Below are 23820 nucleotides of genomic sequence, written 5' to 3' on the forward strand. Positions count from 1 at the left end.
CACCGCCGCGACGGCGGTGGTCAACGGTGCGGCCGGTAGGTCTCATCCGGTGCCGGTGGTCGCCGCGGCGGCCGGATAGACCCGGGTCTCGGCCGCCTTGACGGCTACCCAGAGCGTCTGCCCGGGCGCCAGTCGAAGGTGGGCGGCGGCGGCCGGGGTGATGTCGGCGGCCACGGTGACCCGGCCGTCGAGCTGCACCCGCAGGTTGTCGCCGTGGCGTTGCACGCCGACGACCATGGCCGGCCAGGTGTTGCGGGGGCTGCCCTCGGGGCGCTGCGGATGCAGCGCCACGGCCGACGGTGCGAAGGCGACGAAGACGTCACCGTCCTGCCGGTCGTTGGTGACGAGCGGGAACCCGTCGGTGATCAGGACGAGGTGCCCGTCCGCGTGCCCTCGGTAGAGGTTGAGACCGACCAGACGAGCGACGTAGTCGGTGCGCGGCTGGGCGGTGACGGTGGTGACGTCGCCCTCCTGCACCACCTGCCCGTCTTCGATGATGACCAGCCGGTCGGCGAGGACGACGGCGTCGACGGGGTCGTGCGTGACCAGCAGCGTGGCACCGGGGTGGCCGGCGAGGTGGTGTTGCAACTGGGCGCGGGTGTCGAGCCGGGTGCGAGCGTCGAGGGCGGCGAGTGGCTCGTCGAGCAGGAGCAGCGCCGGTGCCACGGCGAGGGCGCGAGCCAGGGCCACCCGTTGGGCCTGCCCGCCGGAGAGCTGCCGGGGCTTGCGCCGGGCGTGTTCGGCGAGCCCGACCCGGGCCAGCCAGTCCGCTGCCCGCTGTCGGGCCCGCTGCCGGTCGAGGCCCTGTCGACGTGGCCCGAACGCCACGTTGTCCAGTGCGGTCAGGTGCGGAAAGAGCAGGTAGTCCTGGAAGACGACGCCGATCGGGCGCCGCTCGGTCGGGATCCAGATCCGCCGGCCGGGATGATCGAGATGGCGACCAGTGAGGTTGAGGTGCCCGTCGGTGAGCGGAAGCAAACCGGCGAGGGCCCGCAGCGCGGTCGTCTTGCCGGCGCCGTTCGGCCCGAGCAGCGCGACGACCTCGCCGGGGCGGATGGTCAGCGGCAGGTCGAGTCGGAAGGTGCCACGGTCCACGACGAGGTGGGCGTCGAGCACCGCACGGCCGGGTGGTGGATCGCCCGGCGGGATCGGATCGACATCGGGGGAGTTCGGATCGGCAGTCACGAGCTGCCGAGCCAGCGGTCGCGGAGGCTGGCCAGGATCACCACCGAGACGGTGAGCAGGACGAGACTGAGCACGATCGCCGCCTCCAGGTCGGTTTCGAGGGCGAGGTACACCGCCAGCGGCATGGTCTGGGTCCGGCCGGGGAAGTTGCCGGCGAAGGTGATGGTGGCGCCGAACTCGCCGAGCGCCCGGGCCCAGCACAGTACCGTTCCGGCGGCGATGCCCGGCGCGACCAGCGGGAGCGTCACGTGCGTGAAGGTGGTCCACCGGCCGGCACCGAGGGTCGCCGCCGCCTCCTCGTACCGCACGTCCGCGCCGCGCAGCGCGCCCTCGACGGCGATCACGAGGAACGGCATCGCGACGAAAGCCTCGGCGAGCACCACACCGGCGGTGGTGAACGGCAGGGTCACCCCGAAAGTGCTGTCGAGCCAGCCGCCGAGGATGCCGCGTCGGCCGAAGACGAGCAGCAGCGCCACGCCGCCGACCACCGGCGGCAGCACCAGCGGCACCGTGACCAGGGCCCGCACGAGGCGGCGGCCCGGGAAGTCGACGCGGGCGAGCAGCCAGGCCAGGGGCACCCCGAGCACGAGGCAGAGCAGCGTGGCGAGGGTGGCGGCCTGGACCGACAGCCGCAGCGCGCCGAACACCCCCGGCTCGGTGAGCCGCTGCGGGAGGGTGCTCCACGGCGTCCGGATCAGCAGGCCGGCCAGGGGCATGACCAGGAAGAGCAGACCGAGCACGGCGGGCAGCAGCAGCGCGAGGGGCACCCGACCGGTGCGCCGGGACCGCGGGGGCGACCCGGACCGGGCGGGCACGGCCGTGATGTCGTCGTGCCGGGACATCGGCTACGGGGCCTGGAATCCGGCCGCGGTGAGGACCGCCTGGCCCGGGCCGGAGAGCACATGGTCGACGAACGCCCGGGCGGCCGGCTTGTTCGGGGCGTTCCTCAGCACGACGATCGGATAGTCGTTGATCGCCCCGCCCGATTCGGGGAAGTCGATGCCGTCCACGTCGTCGGCGGCCCGCGCGTCGGTGCGGTACACCAGTGCCGCGTCGACCTCGCCCAGCCGTACCTTGGACAGGGCCGCCTTGACGTCCTGCTCCAGCGTCACCGGGGTGAGCCGCAGCCCGGCCGTGTCGAGCGCCCGGCGCGCCGCCGCGCCACAGGGGACCTGTTCGGCGCAGAGCGCGACCTTGACGTCCGGTCGGGTCAGGTCGGTCAGGCCGCTCACCCCGTCCGGGTTGCCGTCGGGCACCGCGATCACGAGCTGGTTGCGGACGAAGACACGCGGGTTGCCGTCGCCGTTGCCGGCGTCGACGACGGTCGTCATGTTCGCGGGCGAAGCGGAGGCGAACACGTCCGCCGGCGCGCCCTGGTCGATCTGGTTGGCGAGGGCGGAACTGCCGGCGAAGCTGAAGACGACCCGGACCCCGGGATTCGCCGCCTCGAAGTCCTCGCCGATCCGGGTGAACGACTCGGTGAGCGAGGCGGCGGCCAGCACCGTGACGTCGCCGGTCACGGCACCACCCTGCGGTCGTGGGTCGCTCTCGCCGCCGCAGCCGGCCAGCGCGAGCGTCGTCATGGCGGCGAACAGGGCCAGGCGCCGGGTCGTCATGAGCCGTTTCTCCTGCTGTCCGCGTTGCTAGGGGGTCGCTCCACGACGACCGTGGTCGATTTGATCACCGCGATGGCCACCGACCCGACCGCCAGTCCCAGGTCGTCGACGGCCTCGCGGCTCATCAGCGACACCACCCGGAACGGACCGGCCTGGATGTCCACCTGGGCCATCACGGCGTCCTTGACCACGGCGGTGACGATGCCCCGGAGCCGGTTGCGGGCCGAGGACGCGTCGGCGCGCTCGTCCGGGTCGCCGGCCTGCGTCCGGACGAAGGCGGCCAGCTCGACGCCGTCGATCACCCGATGTCCCTGCTCGTCGCGCCCGGCGGTGAGGCGGCCGGCGTCCACCCAGCGCCGCACGGTGTCCGCGCTGACCCCCAGCAGCTCGGCCGCCTCGCCCATGCGAAACATCGTCACGCGAGGCACCTTACGGCATGCAGTTGCGAGGTCAACAGCGGAGATAGTCTCGCATCTGCGGCTGGAAGACGGTGGGTGACGCCGCAGCTGCCGCCCCTGACCGCGGATCGCCCAGCCGGTCGCTCCCATCTCGTGTGTCCGGGGCCCGTCCCGTCTGGACGCCGCGGCGCCGCATCGGGGTCGCCGGCAGCCGGCCGCTGTTTCACGAATATTTCGGATCGATCTCGGTCAGGGTATTGACGATCTATGTTAACGCTAACAGCATGGAGGCTCCCGTAACGCTCGCGTCTGGAGCCCCGCCATGCAGGTGTCTGCCGGCCCTCCGGCCTCACGCCCACCACGACGGATCCCGCTCGTGACGGCCGGCGTGCTCCTCTGCGCCGCCACCATCTCCCCGGGCGGCGCGGCCCAGGCCGCCGACGAGTGGTCGCCGCCGTCGTCCTACACCTCGACCGACCGGGGGGACGGCACGTACCGGGTGCCGTTGCTGCGCGCCGACGTGCCGGACATCAGCGTGGCACGGGTGCCGGCCGCCGAGAGCGACGAGGGCCGCGACGTCTACTACATGATCAGCACGACGATGCACCTCAGCCCGGGCGCGCCGATCATGAAGTCGTACGACCTCGTGAACTGGCAGATCGTCAACTACGTGTTCAACCGGGCGAGTGTCGGCGACGCGTTCTCGTTGCGCAACGGGCAGAACTCGTACGGGCAGGGCCAGTGGGCCTCGTCGCTGCGCTACCACGACGGCGTCTTCTACGTCGTGTTCAACACGAACAACCTCGGCGGCGCGTACCTCTACCGCACCGACGACATCGACAACGGCGCGTGGCAGCGCACGGCGCTGGGTCGCGGCCTGCACGACCCCTCGCTCTTCTTCGACGTCGACGGCACGCCGTACATCTTCCACGGCTCCGGCGGCACCAGTGCCGTACGGCTCAACGCCGACCTGACCGCGATCACCGCGGACTACCCCAACATCTTCACCGCGGCCGACTACGCCGGCCAGCCGTTCATCGGCGGGCTGTTCGAGGGGGCCCAGTTCCACCACATCGACGGCTGGTACTACGCGGTCATCATCACCTGGCCCTCGGGTCAGGGGCGGCAGGTGGTCATGTTCCGCTCCCGGGAACTGCTCGGCCGCTACACCGCCGCCGGCGGGGTGAACACCTACGAGGCGCGCGGCGTGCTCAACTCCAACGGATTCGCGCAGGGCAGCCTGGTTCCCATCACCCGTGACGGTGGGACGACGGACTGGTACGGCATGTTCTTCCGGGACACGTTCCCGATCGGCCGCATCCCGGCGCTCATCCCGGCAACCTGGTCCGACGGCTGGCCGACCTTCGGCGACAACGGGGTGGTGGCGGTCGACGGCACCTTCGCCAAACCGATCCGGCTCAGCCCTGCCGAGGAGTTGTTCGCCCGGCAGCAGAGCATCGTGGTCTCCGACGACTTCGCCAACGACGCGCCACACCGGCCCTACCTCGACGAACAGTGGACCGCACCGCCGGGCGACGCGGCGGAGATCGCGCCGAACGGGTCGCGACTGGACCTCGCGTGGCAGTGGAACCACGCTCCGGACAACCGGTACTGGTCGCTCACCGATCGCGCCGGCTGGCTGCGACTGACCGCCGGCAAGGTGGTGACCGGCGACTACGTCTACACCAAGCTCGCCAACCGCGCCGAACTCGCCTGGTTCGAGGAGGCCCGCAACACCCTGTCGCAGCGGACGTTCGGGCCACGGCAGTCGGTGGAGACCAGGATGGACATCTCCGGGATGGCAGACGGCGACGTCGCCGGCCTGGCCGCCTACAACCGAGGATTCTCGTACGTCGCGGTCAGGCGGACCGGCGGCGTCAACACCCTCGGCGTGGTGAACCGGGGCCAACCGTTCGCCGTCGACCTGGACCAGACGACGCTGGAGAACTTCCTGCCGGGCAGCACCGTGCCGCTGGGCGAGGCGACCGAGGTGCACCTGAAGGCGGACCTCGACTTCGCCTCGCCCACCGGCCAACTCTGGACCACCTTCCACTACAGCCTCGACGGTCGCCAGTGGTCCCAACTGGGCAGCCGGGTCGGCCCGCAGACGCTGGACGGCAGCCTCGCCCACTTCATGGGGCACCGGGTCGGCCTGTTCAACTACGCGACCGAGCAGACCGGCGGGCACGTCGACTTCGACCACTTCCTGCTCAGCGACACCCTGACGGCCCAGGGACGGCCGCTGGACACCAGCCGGCTGGACGCCGCCATGGCGTACGCCGCCGCGCTGGACGAGGCCGACCATCCGGCCGACGCCTGGGCGACGATGCTCGCCCGGCTGGCCGAGGCCCAGGCGGCGCGGGACGGCGGGTTCGGCACCCAGAACCAGATCGACGCACCCGAGCGGGCGCTGAGCTACCAGCTCGCCCGGCTCGGCGTACTGCGAGCCGAACTGCCGGTGACCGTCGAGGTACGGGCGCGCTGTGTCGCGGGCCGCGCGCACCTGGCCGTGCAGGCCCGCAACGACCATGACGCGCCGGTCGACATCGTGCTGGAGACCGCGTACGGCACCCGGTCGGTGCCGGATGTCGCCCCGGGTGCCCACGCGTACCAGCAGTTCAACGCCCGCGACTCGGCGTTACCCGCCGGCACCGTGACCGTCCGGGTCACCGGCACGGTCGACGGCCGGACGGTGACCACCGTGCGTACCACCAACCACCCGGCCGCCGACTGCTGACCCGCCACGGCTGGACCGCACGGGCCGGTCGCACCCGAACCCCCGGATCCACCGCAGTGATCAAGGAGGATGTCAGTGACACATCGCGTGCGAAGGGCCGCCCTGCGCAGGGCCGCCGCTGTCGTCACGGTCGGGCTCATGCTGGCCACCGGGCTCGTCGCCGCGTCGCCGGCCCAGGCGGAGGACACCGATCTCGTGGTCAACGGCGGTTTCGAGGACGGTCTCACCGGCTGGTTCGTCAACAACGGCAACGCGACCGACAGCGCCACGCTGTCGCTGACGGCGGACGCGCACACCGGGTCGAGCGCCGTGCTCGTCACCAACCGGGCGACCACCGGATCCGGCCCGATGCAGGACCTCAGCGGCCGGGTGCAGGCCGGGCAGACCTACGCCCTGACGGCCCGGATCAAGTACGAGAACCCGAACGGACCGGCGACGAAGCAGTTCTTCGCCACGATGCACTACGGCGCGGCGACCTACACCAACCTGGTCAGCGTCGTCGCCACGAAGGGGCAGTGGGCACAGTTCAACGGCACCTTCACCATCCCGGCCGGGCAGAACGTGTCGACGGCGCGGCTGTTCTTCGAGACGCCGTGGACGAGCACGCCATCCGCGGACCCCGAGGTGCACCTGATGGACTTCAAGCTGGACGGCGTGTCGGTGGTCGGCGCCGCGCCGCCGCCCGCGCCGTCGAAGACGATCGAAGTCGTCGGCAAGCTGCCGGGCGAGCACAACCCGTTGATCGGGCACAAGTTCGGCGCCGACGGCTTCGGCTTCGTGCACGACGGCCGGGTGTACCTGTACCTGACCAACGACACCCAGGGCTACGCGCCCGACCCGGTCACCGGTGTCTCGCCGGGCATCAACTACGGCGACATCAACCAGATCACGGTGATCTCCTCGGCGGACCTGGTGAACTGGACCGACCACGGCGAGATCCAGGTCGCGGGCCCGAACGGCGTGGCGCCGTTCACCGCCAACTCCTGGGCCCCCGGCATGGCCCGGAAGGTGGTCGACGGCGAGGAGAAGTTCTTCCTCTACTACGCCAACAACGGCAGTTCGAGCAACGTGATCACCGGTGACTCGCCGCTCGGCCCGTGGCGCAGCGAGCGCACCAGCACGCTGATCGACGGCCGTACCCCCGGCGCCGAGGACGTGGCCTGGAAGTTCGATCCGGCGCCGTTCGTCGACGTCGACGGGGAGCCGTACCTGTACTTCGGTGGTGGTCCCGCGTCGACGAGCATGCCGCCGGCCGAACGCTTCAACAATCCGAAGAACCTGCGGGTGATCAGGCTCGGTGACGACATGGTGTCGACCGAGGGTACGGCGGCGGTGGTGGACGCCCCGGTGGCCTTCGAGGCGGCCCAGGTGTTCGAGCGTGACGGCCGGTACTACCTGTCGTACTCGTCGCACTTCGGCGGCAACGACTTCGGTGGCAACCAGACCCCGTTGCCCGGCTACCCCGGCGGCGGTCAGATCGGCTACCTGATCTCCGACGACCCGATGGACTGGCCGAAGGAGACCTACGCGGGCGTGCTCTTCCCGAACCAGTCGCAGTTCTTCGGTGCCGGCACCGGCGGCAACAACCACCAGTCGGTCTTCGAATTCGAGGGCAGGTACTACTTCACGTACCACGCCCCGACCTTGAACAAGCGGATCAACGGCACCACCACCCAGGGGTACCGCAGCCCACACATCCAGGAGCTGACCTTCAACCCGGACGGCACCATCCAGCAGGTGGTCGGCACCTACGCCGGTGTCGACCAGGTCCGCGATCTCGACCCGTACCGGGTGCTCGAGGCCGAGACCTTCGGCTGGAGCAAGGGCATCGCGACCACCAAGGTCGCCGGCGGGTCCGCCCAGTTCGGCGACGCGGCACCGAACCTGGTGGTGCGCGACATCGACAACGGCGACTGGACGGCGTTGTCGTCGGTGGACTTCGGTGACGGCGCCCGCAGTGTGACCGCGAAGGTGCGGCCGCTGGCCAACGGCGGTTCGATCCAGATCCGCCTGGACGGGGTCACCGCACCGGTGGTCGCGACCATCCCGGTCGACGCGCCCCTCGGCGAGTGGACCGAGCTGACCGCCGAACTCGACGGCGTCGCGGGGGTGCACGACGTGTACTTCACCTACGCCGGGCCGCAGGGCGCCGACCTGTTCGAACTGGACACCTGGGACTTCGAGACCGGAGCCGGGTCCGAGGTGCCGGTGACGGTCAGCGCCCAGGCACGGTGCGTGGGTGGTGAGGCGTATGTAGCGGTGCGGGCGCGCAACGACCACGAGGCGCCGGTGGACGTGGTGCTCGAGACGGCGTACGGGCAGCGGTCGGTGACCGGCGTGGCACCCGGCGCCAACGCGTACCAGCAGTTCAAGACGCGCACCCCGGCCGTCTCCGCCGGAGTGGCCACCGTTCGGGTCACCGCCGAGGGTGTCGAGGGCACGACCGTACGCACCGCCGAATACCCCGCCGCGGACTGCGGCGACTGACCTGCCGTCCATTCACCAACGACAACGGAGCACCGGATGAGCACACGGAATCGCAAGCGGTTGGTCGCGGCGGGGGCTGCGGGCGTCCTCCTGGCCGGGTCGGCGGCGCTGCCGTCGCCGGCGCGGGCCGAGCCGGGTGACAGCGGCGAGGTGGAGGTCACCGTCGACATCGAGGAGATCCAGGAGCCGGGAGTGCTGGCGATGTCGATCGCCGGTGACTCGGTGGCGTTGACCGAGAACGGGTCGACGCTGCTGGTACGCCAGTTCGTGGGCGGGCTGCCGACGGTCACCGTCACCGACACGCGTACGGCCGACGAGCTGCCCGAGGGCGCGGCGTGGGCGGTGCTGGGCAACGCGACCGACTTCGTCGGCAGCGCCGGCCAGGCGCCGATCGGTGCCGAGCATCTGGGCTGGCGGCCACGGTTGCTCGACGGCGGTGACACCGGCCTGGTCAGCGCCGGCGAGGAGGTCGTCACCGTGCTGGACGAGCCGACGCAGCCGGGAAACAACGTGGGTCTGGTCGACCAGGAACTGCTGGTCTCGACGTTCGACTCGGGCACGGTGGCCGGGGACGCGTACTCGGTCGACGCGGACCTCTTCCTGCGCACCCCGGCCGACGTGGCGGCCGGTTCCTACACCTCGACGGTGACGTTGTCGCTGTTCGAGTGAGGTTCGGTGGCCGGGCCACCGCACCTCCCGGGGGTCGCCGCCCGGCGGCCCCCGGGGTCGTTCCCTTCCCGACCACGAAGGACTGTGATGACCCGATTCCTGCCGCGGTGGGCAGCGGTGCTGGCCGCGATGTCGGCCGTCGTGCTGCCCGCACCGGTCGCCGCGTCGGCGGAGCCGACCGGTGCGACGGTGACCTGGGCGGTGCAGCCGGCGGACGCGCGGGGACCGGACGGCCGTCGGTGGATCGAGCACACGCTGGATCCGGGTACGGTGCTGACGGAGCACCTGGCGGTGCGGAACTTCGGCGACGCGCCGGTGGTGTTCGCGTTGCAGGCCGCCGACGGTTACCTGACCGACAAGGGGCGGTTCAACATGCTGACCGCCGGCCAGGAGTCGGTGGACGGTGGCACCTGGATCACGCTGCCCGAGACGGTCACCGTCGAAGCGAAACAGACGACCGTGGTGCCGTTCACCATCACCGTGCCGCCGGACGCGACGCCGGGAGATCATCCGGCCGGCGTCGCGGCCACGGTGACCAGCGCCGGGGGCACGGTGGCGGTGCAGAGCCGGGTCGGGTTCCGGGTGATGCTGCGGGCCAGCGGCACGGTCACCGCCGCGGTCACCGTCGAGGACCTGGCCGTCGGGCACGAGCGGTCGTGGAATCCGTTCGCCTCCGGCGGTGTCCACCTGACGTTCACCGCGCGAAACAGCGGCAACGTCGCGGTGACCGGTGCCGGCACCGTGCGGGTCAGCGAGCTGTTCGGCCTGACCGGCCGGAACGGATCCACCGAGGTGCCGGAGCTGCTACCGGGCGACAGCAGACAGGTCGAGGCTCATGTCGGCGGGGTCTGGGGGCTGGGCCGTTACTCCACCACCGTCGAGGTGACCCCGGCGGTCGTCTCCGGTGACCCGACCGGCGCCCAGGTCCGGCCGACCGGCATCACGGTCACCGGGTGGACGGTGCCGTGGCCACAACTGGTCCTCGGGATACTTGTCGGCATCCTGCTGCTGGGCTGGCGGACCGTCGCCCGACGGCGTCGCCGGCAGCTCACCCGGATGCTCGATCAGGCCCGTGCCGAGGGCCGCGAGTCCGTGCTCGCCGGCGACTGAGCCGGAAACGACACGTGGACGGTGACCCGGCAATCGGTCAGTACGGCCAGAACTTTTCCAATATGAACAAAAAGATGACGACCTATTGCGGAAAGCGGCGTCATTGCGAGGATGTTTCGATGCGTCATCTCCCTCGGGCTCGGGGCCGCGTCGCCGCCGGTCTGCTCGCACTGGTCCTCGCCGCCGGCGTCGTCCTCCTCGGGCCGGCCACACCAGCCTCGGCACACGGCACCCTCGCGACGTCCACACCGGCCGAGGGCGCCACCGTCGACGAGGCCCTGACGGCCGTGCAGCTCTACTTCACCGAGCGGGTCCGCGAGGACGCGTACTTCACCGTCACCGCGCCGGGCGGTGGCCGGGTGGACAACGGCTGGACGCATGGCGAACCCCGGGAACTCGACCGCCCGGTGCGGGAGTACTTCCTGGTCGACGGCGTGTTCGAGCCGCGCGAGTACACCACCGGATTTCCTGCGGTGGTGACCCTCGCACACCTGCCCGCCGCCGGTCAGTACTCGGTGAGCTACCTGTCGGTGGCCTCCGACGGTGACCCGGTGCGCGGTACGGTCACCTTCCGGTACACCGGTAAGCCGACGGCCGCGCCGCCGAACTGGCAACCGCCCACCGGCCAGCCGGATCCGTCGCTGCTCGCCGCCGCCGAGCAGCACGGGGACACCGGATCGCAGGCGGGGTCCGGCGATGCCACCCCTGTCGCCCCGACGGCGCCGGTCCCGTCGGTCGCCGCCGCGCCACCCGCCTCCGACGACTCGGGCGGCATCGGCGCGCTGGGCTGGGCCGCACTGGTGGCGGCCGTGGTCGCGGTCGCCGGCTTCTTCGCCTGGCAGCACCGTCCGGCTCGCGTCGACCGGAGTCGCACGGCGGCACGCCGGTCCGGTGCCACCCGACCTCGCGCCAAACCCACCACCCGCAGCAAGGGAGGCCGTACCACGGCAGCCGCCACGGGTCGCCGCGGCACCGCGGCAGGCCCGGCCGCCCGGCGAGGCCGGAAGGCTGCCACGGTATCGGCGGCGGCCCCGGCCCAGCGGGCGGTGGCCACCACCCCGGTGGCACCCGCCGAACCCGCGGAAGCCGCCGCACTCGCCGCGCCCGGGACGCCAGCGGACGGCTCCGGGCCGACCGGCTGGTGGCACCGGGGCGACACCCGGCTCGCGTTGCTTGTCGGTGGACTCGTGCTGACGCTGTTGGCCGGTTTCGCGCTCGGCCGGATCGACACCTCCGACGAACCCACCTCCGTGGCGCAACCGCCGGGCGCGGCAGCGGTTGGTGGCAGCCGGGACGCGGCGCAGGCGGTGACGGCAGGTGACGGCCATCAGCACCCGGCGGGTATCGGCCCGCACACGCATCCGGGTGACGGCCAGGACCAGGCCACCGGTACGACCGTGAGCGCGGCCGGGTACACCCTCAAGCCGGTGCTGCGCTCCCAGCCGGCCGGCGCGACCACCGACTACCGGTTCCGGGTGGTGGGGGTCGACGGGCAGCCGGTGACCCGCTTCGCGGTGGTGCACGACAAGCCGCTGCACATGATCGTGGTCGGCCGTGACCTCGGTGGATACCAGCATCTGCACCCGACGATGGCGGCGGACGGCACCTGGAGCGTGCCGCTGGAACTCACCCGACCCGGCGGTTATCGCATCTACGCGGACTTCACCGTCACCACCGCCGACGGCAAGGGGTTGCCGCTGGTGCTCGGCGTCGACCACGAGGTGCCGGGCGGTTATGACCCCGCCGGACTGCCTCCGCCGCAGCCGCGGACGACCACCGGGCCGTACGTGGTGTCCATGGCCGGCACGCCCACCATCGGGATGACCGTCCCGCTGACCCTTCGCGTCGACCGTGACGGGGCGGCCGGGCCGGTTCAGTTGGAGCGTTACCTCGGCGCGTACGGGCATCTGGTCGTCGTCCGCGAGGGCGACCTGGGGTTCCTGCACGTCCACCCGGAGCCGGAGCTGGTCGACGGTACGGTGAAGTTCTGGCTGACCGCGCCGAGCACCGGCCGTTACCGGGCGTTCTTCGACTTCCAGGTGGACGGGAAGGTGCACACCGCGGCGTTCACGATCAATCTGGCCTGACGTCCCCGTCCACCCGGACATCCGCCGGCGCCGGATCAGCAGCGCCAGGGCGGCACGCCGGGGGCTGCGGCGGACCGCGCCGGTGCCGGTCGCACGGAACCGGCCGGTGCCCGCCGACGTCCGATCGGCATGAGCATTCGTCGAAGCGGGCGACTGGCGGTCGTCCCCCTGCTGTTGCTGACCTCCGCGGCCTGCGGCCAGCAGGCCGGTGGCACCGGGTCGGGAGAGGCGGACTCACCCGAGCGGTCCTACTCCGCCGACACGGTGGTGTTCCGGATGGAGCACACCGGGGGGTTCGTCACGCCGGCCATGCTGGCCACCCGCGTGCCCACGGTGAGCGTCTACGGTGACGGCCGCGTGATCACCCAGGGGCCGGTGCCGTTGATCTATCCGGGCCCGGCGCTGCCCAACCTCCAGGTGGGCACGATCAGCGCCACCGAGGTGGAGGAACTGCTCAAGGCGGCCCGGGCCGCCGGGGTGGGCGGCCCTTCGGACCTCGGCACCCCGCCGGTCGCCGACGCCCCCACGACCCGGTTCACCGTGCTCGGTGACAACGGGGTCGAGGAACTGGAGGTGTACGCCCTGGCCGAGTCGGGCGGGGCGCAGACCGGGCTCACCGCCGAGCAGCGGGCGAAGCGGGAGACGCTGCGGGAGTTCGCCGACTCGCTGAGCGTCGAGTCCGGTCCGCTCGGCGACGCGCAGACGGACACGCAGCCGTACGCGCCGACCGCCGTCGCCGCCGTGGCCGAGCCCTGGGTCGCCAACGCCGACGCCGGCGAGCAGCCCGAAGTGGCCTGGCCCGGGCCGGCGCTGCCGGGCGCCGAACTCGGCGAGGGCCTGGGTCTGGGTTGTGTCACGGCGACCGGTGGCGAGGCGAAGCAGGTGCTCACCGCCGCGGCGGCGGCGAACGCGGCCACCCCGTGGGTCTCAGACGGCAAGCGGTGGACGGTGGCCCTGCGACCGCTGCTGCCCGACGAGACCGACTGCGGCGACCTGACCAGCAACCGCTGATCCTGGTCCGGGCGGTCGGTCACCGGCCGCCCGGCCGCCTCCGGCGGGTCGCTGGCACCGGCCGGTTAGGCTGCCGCGCGATGAGCAAGAGGCTGTCCCGCGTCCTGGTCTACGGGGTCCACGGCTCCGGCAAGTCCACCCTCGCGCAGCGCCTGTCGCAGCGGCTCGGGCTGCCCTGGTACCCGGTCGACGACCTGCTCTGGGAACCCAACTGGGTCGAGGTGCCGGTGGCGCGGCAACGCAGCCGGATCGAGACGATCTGCCGACGGGACCGCTGGATCCTCGACGGGGCGTACCACGGTTGGCGGGACGTGCCGTTGGCCCGCGCGGACCTGGTCGTCGGCCTGGACTACCCGCGCGGGGTGTCCTTCCGCTGGTTGCTGCGGCGCACGCTGCGCCGGCTGTCGACGGGGGAGGAGATCTGCAACGGCAACCGCGAGTCGCTGGGCAGCGTGCTGTCCACCGACTCGGTGCTGATATGGCATCTCACCGAGTTCGGTCGGGAACGGCGTCGACTGCGGGCCTGGCACGCCGACCCGAGCGGGCCGCCGGTGCTGCTGCTCGACTCTCCGGAGGCGCTCGAACAATGGCTGGCCGGCCTACCACCCCGGTGAGGGGCCGGATGGCGGAGCAGGTCGACGCTACGGTGGGCGGATGGACGAACTCGTGGCGCTCTATCTCGAAGGTGACACCTCGGGGACCGTCACCGGCACCGCGCCACGCAGCGCCGTACGGGCCGCGAACCTGCCGCACGCCGCGACGGCGGTGCTGCTGCGCGATGAACGGGACCGCGTCTACGTCCACCGCCGTACTGACACGAAGGACGTCTATCCGGGCATGCACGACGCCTTCGCCGGAGGCGTGGTGCTGGCCGGCGAGGATCCGGCCGAGGCGGCGGCCCGGGAACTCACCGAGGAACTGGGCGTCACGAACTGCGAGATCCGGCCCTGCCTGCGTTACTGGTACGCCGACGCGCGTACCAACTACCTCGCGTACGTCTTCGAGGCCCGCTACGAGCGGAGCCGTTGCGGCCCGGTGGTGCATCAGCCCAGCGAGGTCGCCGACGGGTGGTGGCTCGACCTGGCCGAGCTGGTCGCCCGGCTCGCCGACCCGGCCTGGCCGTTCGTCCCCGACGGGCGGGTCACCCTCGATCGCTACCTGCGGCAGGTGCCACCCTGGGCCGAGCTTGGCCGATCGTCGTGAGCGCGACCGCCGCGACCATGAAGATGGACCCATGGGGCTGTTCCTCCGAGGGCGCGTCGAGACGACCACGGAGACGCATCGGACGACGCGGTACGAGATCTTCTTCGATCTGGTGTTCGTCTTCGCCCTGACCCGGATCACCGCCTACATGGCGGGTGACGCCTCGCCACTGACCCTGATCCAGGGACTGGTCGTCCTGCTGCTGCTGTGGATCTCCTGGCTGATCTACGCCTGGCTGGGCAACCAGGCCCGTGCCGACATCGGGCTGATCCGGGCTGGCACCACCGCTGTCATGGGCCCCATCTTTCTCATCGCCGTGGTCGTCCCGAACGTCTGGGAACCGAGCCTGGGCTCGCGCCTGATCCTGGTGCTGTCGTACCTCGTGGTGCGGGCGGTCCACCTGGCGCTCTACCGCCGGGCGGCCGAGGGCGACCGGCGGCTGCACCGCACGTTGCGCATCTACACCGCGACCACCGCGCTGTCCTGGATCCCGCTCGTCCTCGGTGCCGTCGTCGGCGGTGACGCACAGTTGCTGCTCTGGGCGGCGGCGGTCGCGGTCGACTTCGCCGGCGGACTGATCGCCTCCATGCTGAGCGGGTGGCCGTTGCGTAGTTCGGAACACTTCACCGAACGGCACGCCCTCGTGGTGATCATCGCGCTCGGCGAGACGTTGATCTCGGTCGGTGCCGGCATCGGATCCGAGATGATCAACGGGCCGACCGTGCTGGCCACGCTGTTCACCCTCGTCGTCACGGTCTGCCTGTTTCGGCTCTACATGCTGAACTCGGAGGCGGCGGGCGAGGTGCTGATGACCGAGCGCGGGCCGCGACGCGACCGGCTCGCGGCCAACGCCTACAGCGGCGGCCACTTCGCGCTGATCGCCGGGACGATCTACCTGGCCCTCGGGGTGCACGAGGTGATTGCTCCGCTGGCGCATCACGAGCCATGGGCTGCGGCCGGGTCGCGCCTGCCCTGGACCTCGGCCGTCGCGATGTTCGGCGGGGTGGCGCTGTATCTCGCGGGCGAGGTGCTGTTCCGTGGGCTCAGCGTCCGATCCGTGTCTCCGGCGCAACTGCTCGCGCCCGCGGTGGCCCTGGCGCTGCTGCCGGTCGGTCGGTACCTGCCCGGCCTGGCCGCTCTCGGCCTGCTCGCCGCCTTGCTCGTCATACTCGTCGGCTACGAACGCGCCTACGGTGCCGGCCGTGCCTCCCGTCGTCCCGTGACCGGCTCAGGACGCGGCACCGGGCCGCGCTGAGGGGCAGGCGCAACTCGCTCCGGTGCAGTAGATACATTTACATCTTGCGATGTTATCGCTCACCTACTACGTTGCGGAGGCAGGAGCGAAGGGCACGCTCCGACGTCCCCCGCCCGGTCCGGGCGGCTGACGGTACGCGCGGGAGCCTGGCACACGTCGCACGACCGCCGCCCGGGTGCGCCCACCCGACCTGACCACCCGGTCCGGCGCAGCACCGTACCCTGGCGCGTCCCGCGGTACGCCGGCCGTTCCCGGCAGCCACCACCGCGATGCGCCGCACCACCGCGCGTCCACACCGGGCGCGGAATGGAGTCACGATGTCCAGGCGTAGATCGATCTTCGGGCCGGTCGCGCTCGCGGCGCTGATGGTGCTGGCGGCTGCCGGCACGGCGCTGAGCGCGAACCCCGGCAGTGTCCCGGCCGCGCAGTCGGGCATTCTTGCCGCGACCGCCGGTTGCGGCAAGGCACCCACCCTGCGCAGCGGTACGCACACCATCCAGAGCAGCGGCAAGAACCGCAGCTACATCCTGCGGGTGCCGGACAACTACAACAACAACCACCCGTACCGACTGGTGTTCGGGTTCCACTGGCTCAACGGCTCGGCGACCGACGTCGCCACCGGCCAGACCGTGCAGCGCGACACCTGGGCCTACTACGGCCTGTTGCCCCTGTCGAACAACAGCACCATCTTCGTCGCGCCGCAGGGCCTCAACAGCGGCTGGGCCAACTCCGGCGGCGAGGACGTCACCTTCGTCGACGACATGCTCCGGCAGATCGAGGGCGACCTCTGCGTCGAGACCACCCAGCGCTTCGCGCTCGGATTCAGCTACGGCGGCGCCATGAGCTACGCCCTCGCCTGCGCCCGGCCGAACATCTTCCGCGCCGTCGCCGTCTACGGCGGTGCGCAGCTGAGCGGATGCAGTGGCGGCACCCAGCCGGTCGCCTACTTCGGGGCGCACGGCATCCGCGACAGCGTGCTCAACATCTCCAACGGGCGGTCGCTGCGGGACCGGTTCGTCCGCAACAACGGCTGCACCGCGCAGAGCCCGCCGGAACCGTCGCAGGGCAGCCTCACCCACCGCAGCACCACGTACTCCGGCTGCGCGTCCGGCTACCCGGTGGTCTGGGCGGCCTTCGACGAGGGACACATCGCCGCCCCGCAGGACGGCGCACCCGGCGACAGCGGCTCCCGTACCTGGCTGCCGGGCGAGACCTGGCGCTTCTTCACCCAGTTCGGCGGCACCACCCCGCCGCCGAGCCCGACCACCCCGCCGCCGGGCCCGACCACCCCGCCCCCGAGCCCGACCACGCCGCCGCCGGGTGGCGGGGCGTGCCGGGTCACCGCGGACGTCAACGCCTGGAACACCGGGCTGACCGAGCAGATCACCATCACCAACACCGGCAGCGTCACCGTCAACGGCTGGTCGCTGGTCTTCACGCTGCCCGGCGGGCAGACCATCACCGGCGGCTGGAACGCCAGCTACTCACCGACCTCCGGGCAGGTGACCGCCCGCAACGTGTCGTACAACGGCACCATCGCCCCGAACGCGTCGGTCAGCATCGGCTTCCAGGCCACCCACACCGGCAACACCGCCGAACCGGGTTCGTTCACCCTCAACGGCGCGGCCTGCACCGTGGGCTGACCGGTACGGCCTGTCCGGGCGCGGATCCCATCCCTGTCCGCGCCCGGACCCGGCCGCCGATCCGGTTCCGGGCCGACGACGAGGACGACGAGCTCTATGCTCCGCACGTGCCGCTGACCTTCCCTTCGCATCTCGCGCCGGTGCTGGCGCTGAAGCTGTGGCGGCCCCGGTGGTTCGACGGCGTGACGCTGAGCACCGGCGCGATGTCGCCGGACGTCGTCTATTTGACCACCGGCCCGACCGGCCGGAGTTTCGCCGACACCCATTCCTGGCCGGCGCTGCTCTGGTGGTGTCTGCCGGTGGCGCTGGCGTACGCCGCGGTCTTCCGGTCCTGCGCCGACGCCATCCTGGCTCACCTGCCCGGCGATTCCTGGTTCGGCTGGGGTGGGCACGGCTCCCTGACCCGGTGGCCGTACCGCTGGTGGATCACGATCAGCTCGGCGCTCCTCGGTGCCGCGAGCCACCTCGGCTGGGACTGGCTCACCCACACCGACGGCTGGCTTCGGGGGGTGTTCGGTCTCCAGTGGTCGAGCGTCACGGACGTCGCCTGGTGGACCGTCTCGGATCTGACGAGCACCCTCGTCGGTGCGTTGCTCGCCGTCGTGCTCGCCGCGCGCCTCGGCCGGCGGGAAGCGGCGAAGGTCGGCGTCTGTCGGGTCGCACCGTCGCCTCGCCGTCCGGCGCTGTTCTGGAGCGTCGCCGCGCTGGTGGCCGCCGCCGGCCTGGCGCTCGTACCGCTGCTGCCCGGCGCCAGCGCCCTCGCCGCGACGATTGTCCGGTCGCTGCACGTCGCTGGTCTGGCTCTGGTGGCCGGCGCCATCGCAGTCCGGATCCGGTCCCGGCGATCCGGTGCGGGTCACGGGCGGCCGGGAGCCGACGCCGGATCGTCGCACGCACCGCAAGCAGGTGCTGAGTCGAACTGCCGCCGCGTCAGCGATTCGGCTCGATCGGGAAGCGGCCGCGGCACCACCGCCAGTGGCGGCCGGCCTTCAGGTGGTCGATGACGGCGCGTTGCAGCACGGTGTCGCGCGGCAGTTGGTCCAGCGGAGTGGTCAGGGTACGGAACACGAACCGCACCACTTCGACGTCGGCGTCGAGCCCGTCCGGCTCCTGGTAGGGCTCCAGCTCGAATCGTCGCTGGAAGCGGACGATGTTGGAGTCCGCCGGCAGGTAGTCCCGCAGTTGCGGGTCGAGCAGCCAGGAGCCGCAGGCGAAGGCCGGGTAGTGCTCGTCGGGAAAGTGGCGTGGGAAGAACGCGCGGGCCTCGTCGAGTGACGCCTCGACCGCCGCCGGGGTCAGCGGCCCCGAGTCGGGGATGTGCAGTTCGATGGCGGTGCCGCCGCGATGGTGCTGGAGCCGGCCGAGTTCGTAGACGCTGCCGCGCACGTGCAGCGTCAGCCAACTCTGCATGACCGACCAACCCTCGCCCCGCATCCGTCGGTCGATCGCGAGGTTGCGGCCCAGGTCCGCGAGGGTCACCCAGGAGACGGTGTCGGGGACACCGTGGTCACGGTGGTACTCCCGGACCACCTCGACCAGGGCCAGGTACGCGTAGACGTAGAGGTGCCGCCAGGCGGGCCCCCGCTCGCGTGGCAGCGCCGGACCGGGCGGCAGCCACTCGTGGCCCCCGAGATCCGCGCGGACCAGGGCGATCGAGCGGTCGAGCAGCCAGCGCAGCTCGGGGGTCCACTGGGTGGAGTCGGGGTCGGGCCAGCCCGCCAGGATCTCGGCGGCGTCGTCCGGTCGCACCGCGAGCCGGTCGAGCAGCGCGGGCGCGTCGGCTCGGGCGGGCACCGGCGCCGACGGGTGGTCGCCGGCGAGCCGGTGCACGCGGTCGATGTCCCCGACGGGTACGCCGAGCCGGGTGGCGATGTCGTCCAGATTCACGCGGACGACACTAGCGACCGGCGCGGCCGCCGCGACAGGCCCCGCCCGCGCTGCCCCGGGGCCTGGTCAGGGGTTGGGCGGGGTGACCGCGATGATCAGGTGGGCCGGCTGGTCGCTGGCGTTGCGGTAGAGGTGGGCCAGGCGTGAGTCGAAGGTGACGGCCTCGCCGGTGGTGAGGGTGTACGCCTCGCCGCCGATGTCGGCGACCACCTCGCCGCTGATGACGATGGCGCACTCGGTGGATGGGTGTGCCCACGGCTCGGCCGAGCTGGCGTCGCCCGGGGCGAGGTGGGCCTGGAGCACCTCCAGATCGCCGCGCCCCGGGGTCAGGCGCTCGTAGGTGATCTGGCCCGGGGGAGCGGTGAGCAGGCTGCGGCTGCCGGCCCGGCTGATGTGCACCGCCGGTGCCTCCGGTTCGGAGAACAGCTCGGCGATCGAGGTGTCGAAGACCTGCGCGAGCTTGCGCAGGGTGGCCAGGCTCGGGTCGGTCGCCCCGTTCTCGATCTGACTCAGCAGGGCGGGTGACACGTCGGCGGCTGTGGCGAGCTGCCGCAGCGTGAGGGAGTGCTGCTGGCGCAGGACGCGGAGCCGGTCACCGAGCATGTGAACCTCGATCCGATAACAGTGTGGCTAAAAATGTTTGACCAAGCTACACGGCCGTGTTTAGGGTGGTCAAACACGAGGGCGGCAGTGTTTGGTACTGGTGGACACGCCGCGTCCAGACATGAACCGGACGAATGCGAGTCCGGCTACATCCAACCCTGCGACGACGCACCCCGAGAACCCGACGCACCCCGAGAGAACCCGGAACACCGGCATCGGCCGTCTGGGCCCGGCCGGTGGTGGTGCCGCCGGACGTCGATGCCCCGCGGATCCCGCGCAGCGGGCCGCGCCATACGAAGGTAGGAACAGCATGTCGGTGTCCCCCCGCCGGCTCCGCGCCGGAGCGCTCGCTCTGGCGACGCTGGCCATCATCTCCACCACCGCCTGCACGGCCGGCGGCAGCGGTGGCAACGCGAACGGCGGCGAGGCCAAGACCCTCACCGTCAACACGTCGTTCGTGCTCAAGACCCTCGACCCCGGCCGCGTCTACGAAGCCACCGGCCTGACCGCCGTGCACGCCCTCTACGACACCCTGCTCACCTTCGAAGGCTCCGACGTCGGCACCCCCGTCCCGGCGCTGGCCGAGTCGTACGAGGCGTCCCCGGACGCGAAGACCTTCACCTTCAAGCTCCGCTCCGGGGTGACCTTCGCCGACGGCAGCCCGCTCACCGCCGACGACGTGGTGTTCTCCCTCAACCGGTTGAAGAACATCAAGGGCAGCCCGGCGGTCACCGTGAGCGAGTTGAGCGTCAGCAAGACCGACGACAGCACCGTCGTGGTCACCTCGGCCACGCCCAACCCGAACGTGCCGGTGGTGCTGGCGATGCCCTCCACCGGTGTGCTCAACGCCGAGGTCGCCCGGGACAACGGCGCCAAGGACGGCGCGGACGCCGCGCAGGGCGACACCGCCCAGCAGTACCTCGACACCAACTCGATCGGCAGCGGCCCGTACGTGCTCAAGTCGTACGAGCCGGAGTCGCAGGTGGTGCTGGAGGCCAACCCGAACTACTGGGGCGACAAGCCGCAGTTCGAGCGGGTGGTGCTGCGCAACATGGACGTGCAGACCCAGAAGCTGACCATGCAGCGCGCCGAGAGCGCCGAGATCTCGCTGGACATCTCCGGCAAGCTGCTCGACGGACTGCCGGAGAGCCTGCAGACCTCCGGCGTGCAGGACACCGTCTACTTCCTCTTCCTCAACGCCGACCCGGCGGTGTCGGCGGTGACCGCCAACCCGAAGTTCAACCAGGCGCTGCGCGCCGCCATCGACTACCAGGGCATCGCCGCCCTGTACGGCGAGGGTGCCGCGCCCGGCGCCGGTCTGGTCGCACCGGCCTTCCCCGGCACCCTGCCGGCGAGCGAGGCGTCGACCCGGGACGTGGCGAAGGCCAAGGCGCTGCTCGCGGAGGCCGGGCTGACCGACCCGACAGTGAAGTTCAACTACCCGGCCATCACCTACAAGGGCGTGGACCTGGGCACCGTGGCGACCAAGGTGCAGGGCGACGCCGCCGAGGCCGGCATCACGCTCGAGTTGAACCCGCAGCCGCTGACCACCTTCCTCGACGAGATGCGCAGCGGTAAGTCGCCGCTGGGCTTCACCCCGCAGAGCCTGAACTACCCGGTCGCCGACTCACTGATCAACAACATGGCACCCGGTCAGGCCACCGCGCTGCGCTCGGGCTGGACCGTCGAGCGGGCCGACCCGGCGATCGTGGCCGCCGGTGAGAAGGTCAACGAGACCCTCGATCTCGCCGCCCGGGCCACCGCCATGCAGGAGTGGCAGCGGCTGATGAACCAGTCCTCCCCGTACATCGTGCTGGCCAGCAACTCCTCCACGGTGGTGGCGACCGCCGACCTGACCGGCGCGGACTACTCCGCCGCCGGCTGGCAGGTCGACGTGGCCGCGGTCGGTCGTCGGTAGTCGGAGCACCATGACGACGGTCCACAACGGCGAGCCGGGCGCGGTCACCACGACCGCGCCCCGGCCCCGCCGCGCCCATCCACTGTTCGCCTTTCTGGCCAAGCGGCTGGCGATCACCGCCGGACTGCTGCTGGGCGTCACCGTGGTGACGTTCGGACTGGTCAACGTGGTACCCGGCGACCCGGTCACCGCCAACCTGTCCGACCAGGCCCTCAACGACCCGGCCACGGTGGCCGCCTTCCGCGAGAAGTGGGGGCTGGACCAGCCGCTCTGGCAGCAGTACCTGCACTACCTGGGCAACCTGGTCCGCGGCGACCTGGGCATCTCCCAGCAGACCGGCCGGGCGGTCCTGGACGACCTGGTCCGGTACGTGCCGGCCACGATGGAACTGGCCATCCCCACAATGGTGCTGGCGCTGCTGATCGGCACCGGGGTCGGCATGCTCGCCGCAGTGCGCAACGGCCGGGTCACCGACCAACTCGTCCGGGTCGGCGCCCTGCTCGGGCTCTCCACGCCACCGTTCTGGCTCTCGCTCGTGGTGCTCTACGTGTTCTTCTACCAACTCGGTCTGGCCCCCAGCGGAGGCCGCCTCTCCACCGGGTTCAGCCCGCCGCCGACGGTCACCGGCATGTACACGGTGGACGCGGCGCTGGCCGGTCAGTGGGACGTGGCCTGGGACGCGGCACAGCACCTGACCCTGCCGGTGCTGGTGCTGACCTCGCTGACCGTGGCGCTGCTGGTCCGCTTCGTCCGCTCCGCCATGCTCGAGGTGCTCCAGCAGGACTACATCCGGGCCGCGTACGCCAAGGGCCTGCCGGCCCGGGTGGTGCTGCGCCGGCACCTGCTGCGCGCCGGCCTGGTCCCGGTGGTCACCGTCTCCGGCCTGGCCTTCGCCTCACTGCTGTCCGGGACGGTGCTGGTGGAGAGCATCTTCGGCTGGCCCGGCGTCGGTCAGTACGCCTACCGCAGCGCCACCGCCCTCGACCTGCCCGCGATTCTCGGGGTCAGCCTGTTCGTGGCGCTCGTCTACACGCTCGTCAACCTGACCGTCGACCTGTTGTACGGGCTCATCGACCCGAGGATCCGCCTGTCATGACGATGATCGCACCCGATCCGGTGGCCCCCGACCCGAAGGTGGACCGGGCGCTGACCCGCCGTCGCTGGCTCGGTCGACTGCGCGGCGGCTCGACCGGCCGGCCGGTCTGGCGACAGCCGATCGCCGTGGTCGCGCTCACCATCCTCGGTGGCTGGCTGCTGGTGGCGATCCTCGCCCCGCTCGTCGCCCCGTACGACCCGCTCGCCCAGAGCGCGGACACCTACGTGGCACCCTCGGCGGTGCACTGGTTCGGCACCGACTCCCTCGGCCGGGACATCTTCAGCCGGGTCGTGTACGGCGCGCGGCTGTCTATCCCGCTGGCGCTGGCCATCGTCTCGTTGGCCCTGCTCGTGGGCGGTCTGCTCGGGCTGGTCGCCGGATATCTGGGCCGGCTCGCCGACGAGGCGTTGATGCGACTGACCGACCTGGTCTTCGCCTTCCCGCAGATCATCCTCGCCATGGCGGTCACCGCCGCCTTCGGCCCGAACACCCGCAACGCGGTGCTGGCGCTGGTCATCGTCTCCTGGCCGGTCTACGCCCGGGTCATCCGCAGCGCCGTGCTCAGCATGCGGGGCGACGACTACCTCAACGCCGCCCGTCTGCTCGGCGTCGGACCGGTCCGGGCACTGCGCCGCGACGTGCTGCCCAACAGCATCGGTCCGGCGATCGTGCTGGCCACCCTGGAACTCGGCAACGCGGTGCTGCTGCTCGCCGCGCTCTCCTTCCTGGGGCTCGGGCCGCGCCCACCGGCCGCCGAGTGGGGCTCGATGGTCGCGCTCGGCTCCCAGGACCTGTCGATGTGGTGGGTCAGCGTCTTCCCGGGCCTGGCCATCCTCACCGTCGTGATGGCCTTCAACGTGCTCGGCGACGCGCTGCGCGACCGACTCGACCCCCGCTACGCGAAGGGACGCTGAG

At 71.6% G+C, this 23820-nt stretch carries 20 protein-coding genes; 14 read left to right on the forward strand and 6 right to left on the reverse strand.

Annotated elements, in window-relative coordinates:
• Nucleotides 1–42 precede the first annotated feature (42 nt).
• The 4 genes from O7597_RS25450 to O7597_RS25465 all read right to left on the reverse strand — a co-directional run bounded on the left by O7597_RS25450 (nt 43) and on the right by O7597_RS25465 (nt 3220).
• Complete coding sequence (locus O7597_RS25450) at nt 43–1116, reverse strand: ABC transporter ATP-binding protein (RefSeq protein WP_281583323.1); 1074 nt, start codon at nt 1114–1116, stop codon at nt 43–45.
• Between the two features lie 65 nt (nt 1117–1181).
• Complete coding sequence (locus O7597_RS25455; protein ID WP_281580949.1) at nt 1182–2027, reverse strand: ABC transporter permease; 846 nt, start codon at nt 2025–2027, stop codon at nt 1182–1184.
• A 3-nt stretch (nt 2028–2030) separates the two neighbouring features.
• Nucleotides 2031–2801 carry a molybdate ABC transporter substrate-binding protein gene (gene modA / locus O7597_RS25460; protein ID WP_281580950.1) on the reverse strand — a complete coding sequence of 257 codons (771 nt, stop codon included), beginning with the start codon at nt 2799–2801 and terminating at the stop codon, nt 2031–2033.
• Nucleotides 2798–3220, reverse strand: a complete 423-nt coding sequence (locus O7597_RS25465) for a TOBE domain-containing protein (RefSeq protein ID WP_281580951.1) — start codon at nt 3218–3220, stop codon at nt 2798–2800. Before O7597_RS25465 ends, modA begins: the two co-directional genes overlap by 4 nt.
• A 355-nt stretch (nt 3221–3575) precedes the next feature.
• On the opposite strand from O7597_RS25465, the gene O7597_RS25470 reads away from it, so the two are divergent.
• The 11 genes from O7597_RS25470 to O7597_RS25520 all read left to right on the forward strand — a co-directional run bounded on the left by O7597_RS25470 (nt 3576) and on the right by O7597_RS25520 (nt 18405).
• The gene (locus O7597_RS25470; RefSeq protein WP_281580952.1) at nt 3576–5936 is read left to right on the forward strand and encodes a glycoside hydrolase 43 family protein; all 2361 of its coding nucleotides are present in this window, start codon (nt 3576–3578) and stop codon (nt 5934–5936) included.
• Between the two features lie 75 nt (nt 5937–6011).
• Nucleotides 6012–8423, forward strand: coding sequence for a family 43 glycosylhydrolase (locus tag O7597_RS25475; protein ID WP_281580953.1), 2412 nt, complete (start codon nt 6012–6014; stop codon nt 8421–8423).
• 36 nt (nt 8424–8459) lie between these two features.
• Nucleotides 8460–9092, forward strand: coding sequence for a hypothetical protein (locus O7597_RS25480; RefSeq protein ID WP_281580954.1), 633 nt, complete (start codon nt 8460–8462; stop codon nt 9090–9092).
• 87 nt (nt 9093–9179) lie between these two features.
• Nucleotides 9180–10202 (forward strand): hypothetical protein, encoded by a 1023-nt coding sequence (locus O7597_RS25485; RefSeq protein WP_281580955.1) that lies wholly within the window; start codon nt 9180–9182, stop codon nt 10200–10202.
• A 119-nt stretch (nt 10203–10321) separates the two neighbouring features.
• The gene (locus O7597_RS25490; protein ID WP_281580956.1) at nt 10322–12289 is read left to right on the forward strand and encodes a copper resistance protein CopC; all 1968 of its coding nucleotides are present in this window, start codon (nt 10322–10324) and stop codon (nt 12287–12289) included.
• A gap of 129 nt (nt 12290–12418) precedes the next feature.
• Entirely contained in the window at nt 12419–13300 is an 882-nt protein-coding gene (locus tag O7597_RS25495; RefSeq protein ID WP_281580957.1) for a hypothetical protein, read from the forward strand.
• Nucleotides 13301–13380: 80 nt separating this feature from the next.
• Nucleotides 13381–13914, forward strand: a complete 534-nt coding sequence (locus O7597_RS25500) for an AAA family ATPase (RefSeq protein ID WP_281580958.1) — start codon at nt 13381–13383, stop codon at nt 13912–13914.
• A 40-nt stretch (nt 13915–13954) separates the two neighbouring features.
• On the forward strand, nt 13955–14503 hold the full coding sequence (locus tag O7597_RS25505; RefSeq protein WP_269741225.1) for an NUDIX domain-containing protein: 549 nt from the start codon (nt 13955–13957) through the stop codon (nt 14501–14503).
• Between the two features lie 31 nt (nt 14504–14534).
• Nucleotides 14535–15758 carry a low temperature requirement protein A gene (locus O7597_RS25510; protein ID WP_281580959.1) on the forward strand — a complete coding sequence of 408 codons (1224 nt, stop codon included), beginning with the start codon at nt 14535–14537 and terminating at the stop codon, nt 15756–15758.
• A gap of 317 nt (nt 15759–16075) precedes the next feature.
• Nucleotides 16076–17401 (forward strand): cellulose binding domain-containing protein, encoded by a 1326-nt coding sequence (locus O7597_RS25515; protein WP_281580960.1) that lies wholly within the window; start codon nt 16076–16078, stop codon nt 17399–17401.
• Between the two features lie 107 nt (nt 17402–17508).
• Nucleotides 17509–18405 (forward strand): DUF4184 family protein, encoded by an 897-nt coding sequence (locus tag O7597_RS25520; RefSeq protein ID WP_281580961.1) that lies wholly within the window; start codon nt 17509–17511, stop codon nt 18403–18405.
• Here the strand turns inward: O7597_RS25520 and O7597_RS25525 are convergent.
• Nucleotides 18332–19288 carry an acyltransferase domain-containing protein gene (locus O7597_RS25525; protein ID WP_281580962.1) on the reverse strand — a complete coding sequence of 319 codons (957 nt, stop codon included), beginning with the start codon at nt 19286–19288 and terminating at the stop codon, nt 18332–18334. The two genes, O7597_RS25520 and O7597_RS25525, sit on opposite strands and share 74 nt — an antisense overlap.
• 66 nt (nt 19289–19354) lie before the next feature.
• Nucleotides 19355–19891 (reverse strand): cupin domain-containing protein, encoded by a 537-nt coding sequence (locus O7597_RS25530; protein ID WP_269741230.1) that lies wholly within the window; start codon nt 19889–19891, stop codon nt 19355–19357.
• 310 nt (nt 19892–20201) lie between these two features.
• Between O7597_RS25530 and O7597_RS25535 the strand changes: the two genes are divergently transcribed.
• The 3 genes from O7597_RS25535 to O7597_RS25545 are packed head-to-tail and all read left to right on the forward strand — an operon-like array spanning nt 20202 to nt 23819.
• Nucleotides 20202–21809 (forward strand): ABC transporter substrate-binding protein, encoded by a 1608-nt coding sequence (locus O7597_RS25535; protein ID WP_281580963.1) that lies wholly within the window; start codon nt 20202–20204, stop codon nt 21807–21809.
• 10 nt (nt 21810–21819) lie between these two features.
• On the forward strand, nt 21820–22905 hold the full coding sequence (locus tag O7597_RS25540) for an ABC transporter permease (protein ID WP_281580964.1): 1086 nt from the start codon (nt 21820–21822) through the stop codon (nt 22903–22905).
• On the forward strand, nt 22902–23819 hold the full coding sequence (locus O7597_RS25545) for an ABC transporter permease (protein ID WP_269741233.1): 918 nt from the start codon (nt 22902–22904) through the stop codon (nt 23817–23819). Before O7597_RS25540 ends, O7597_RS25545 begins: the two co-directional genes overlap by 4 nt.
• Nucleotide 23820 lies beyond the last annotated feature (1 nt).

The organism is Verrucosispora sp. WMMC514 (assembly GCF_027497295.1).
Taxonomy (GTDB): domain Bacteria; phylum Actinomycetota; class Actinomycetes; order Mycobacteriales; family Micromonosporaceae; genus Micromonospora; species Micromonospora palythoicola.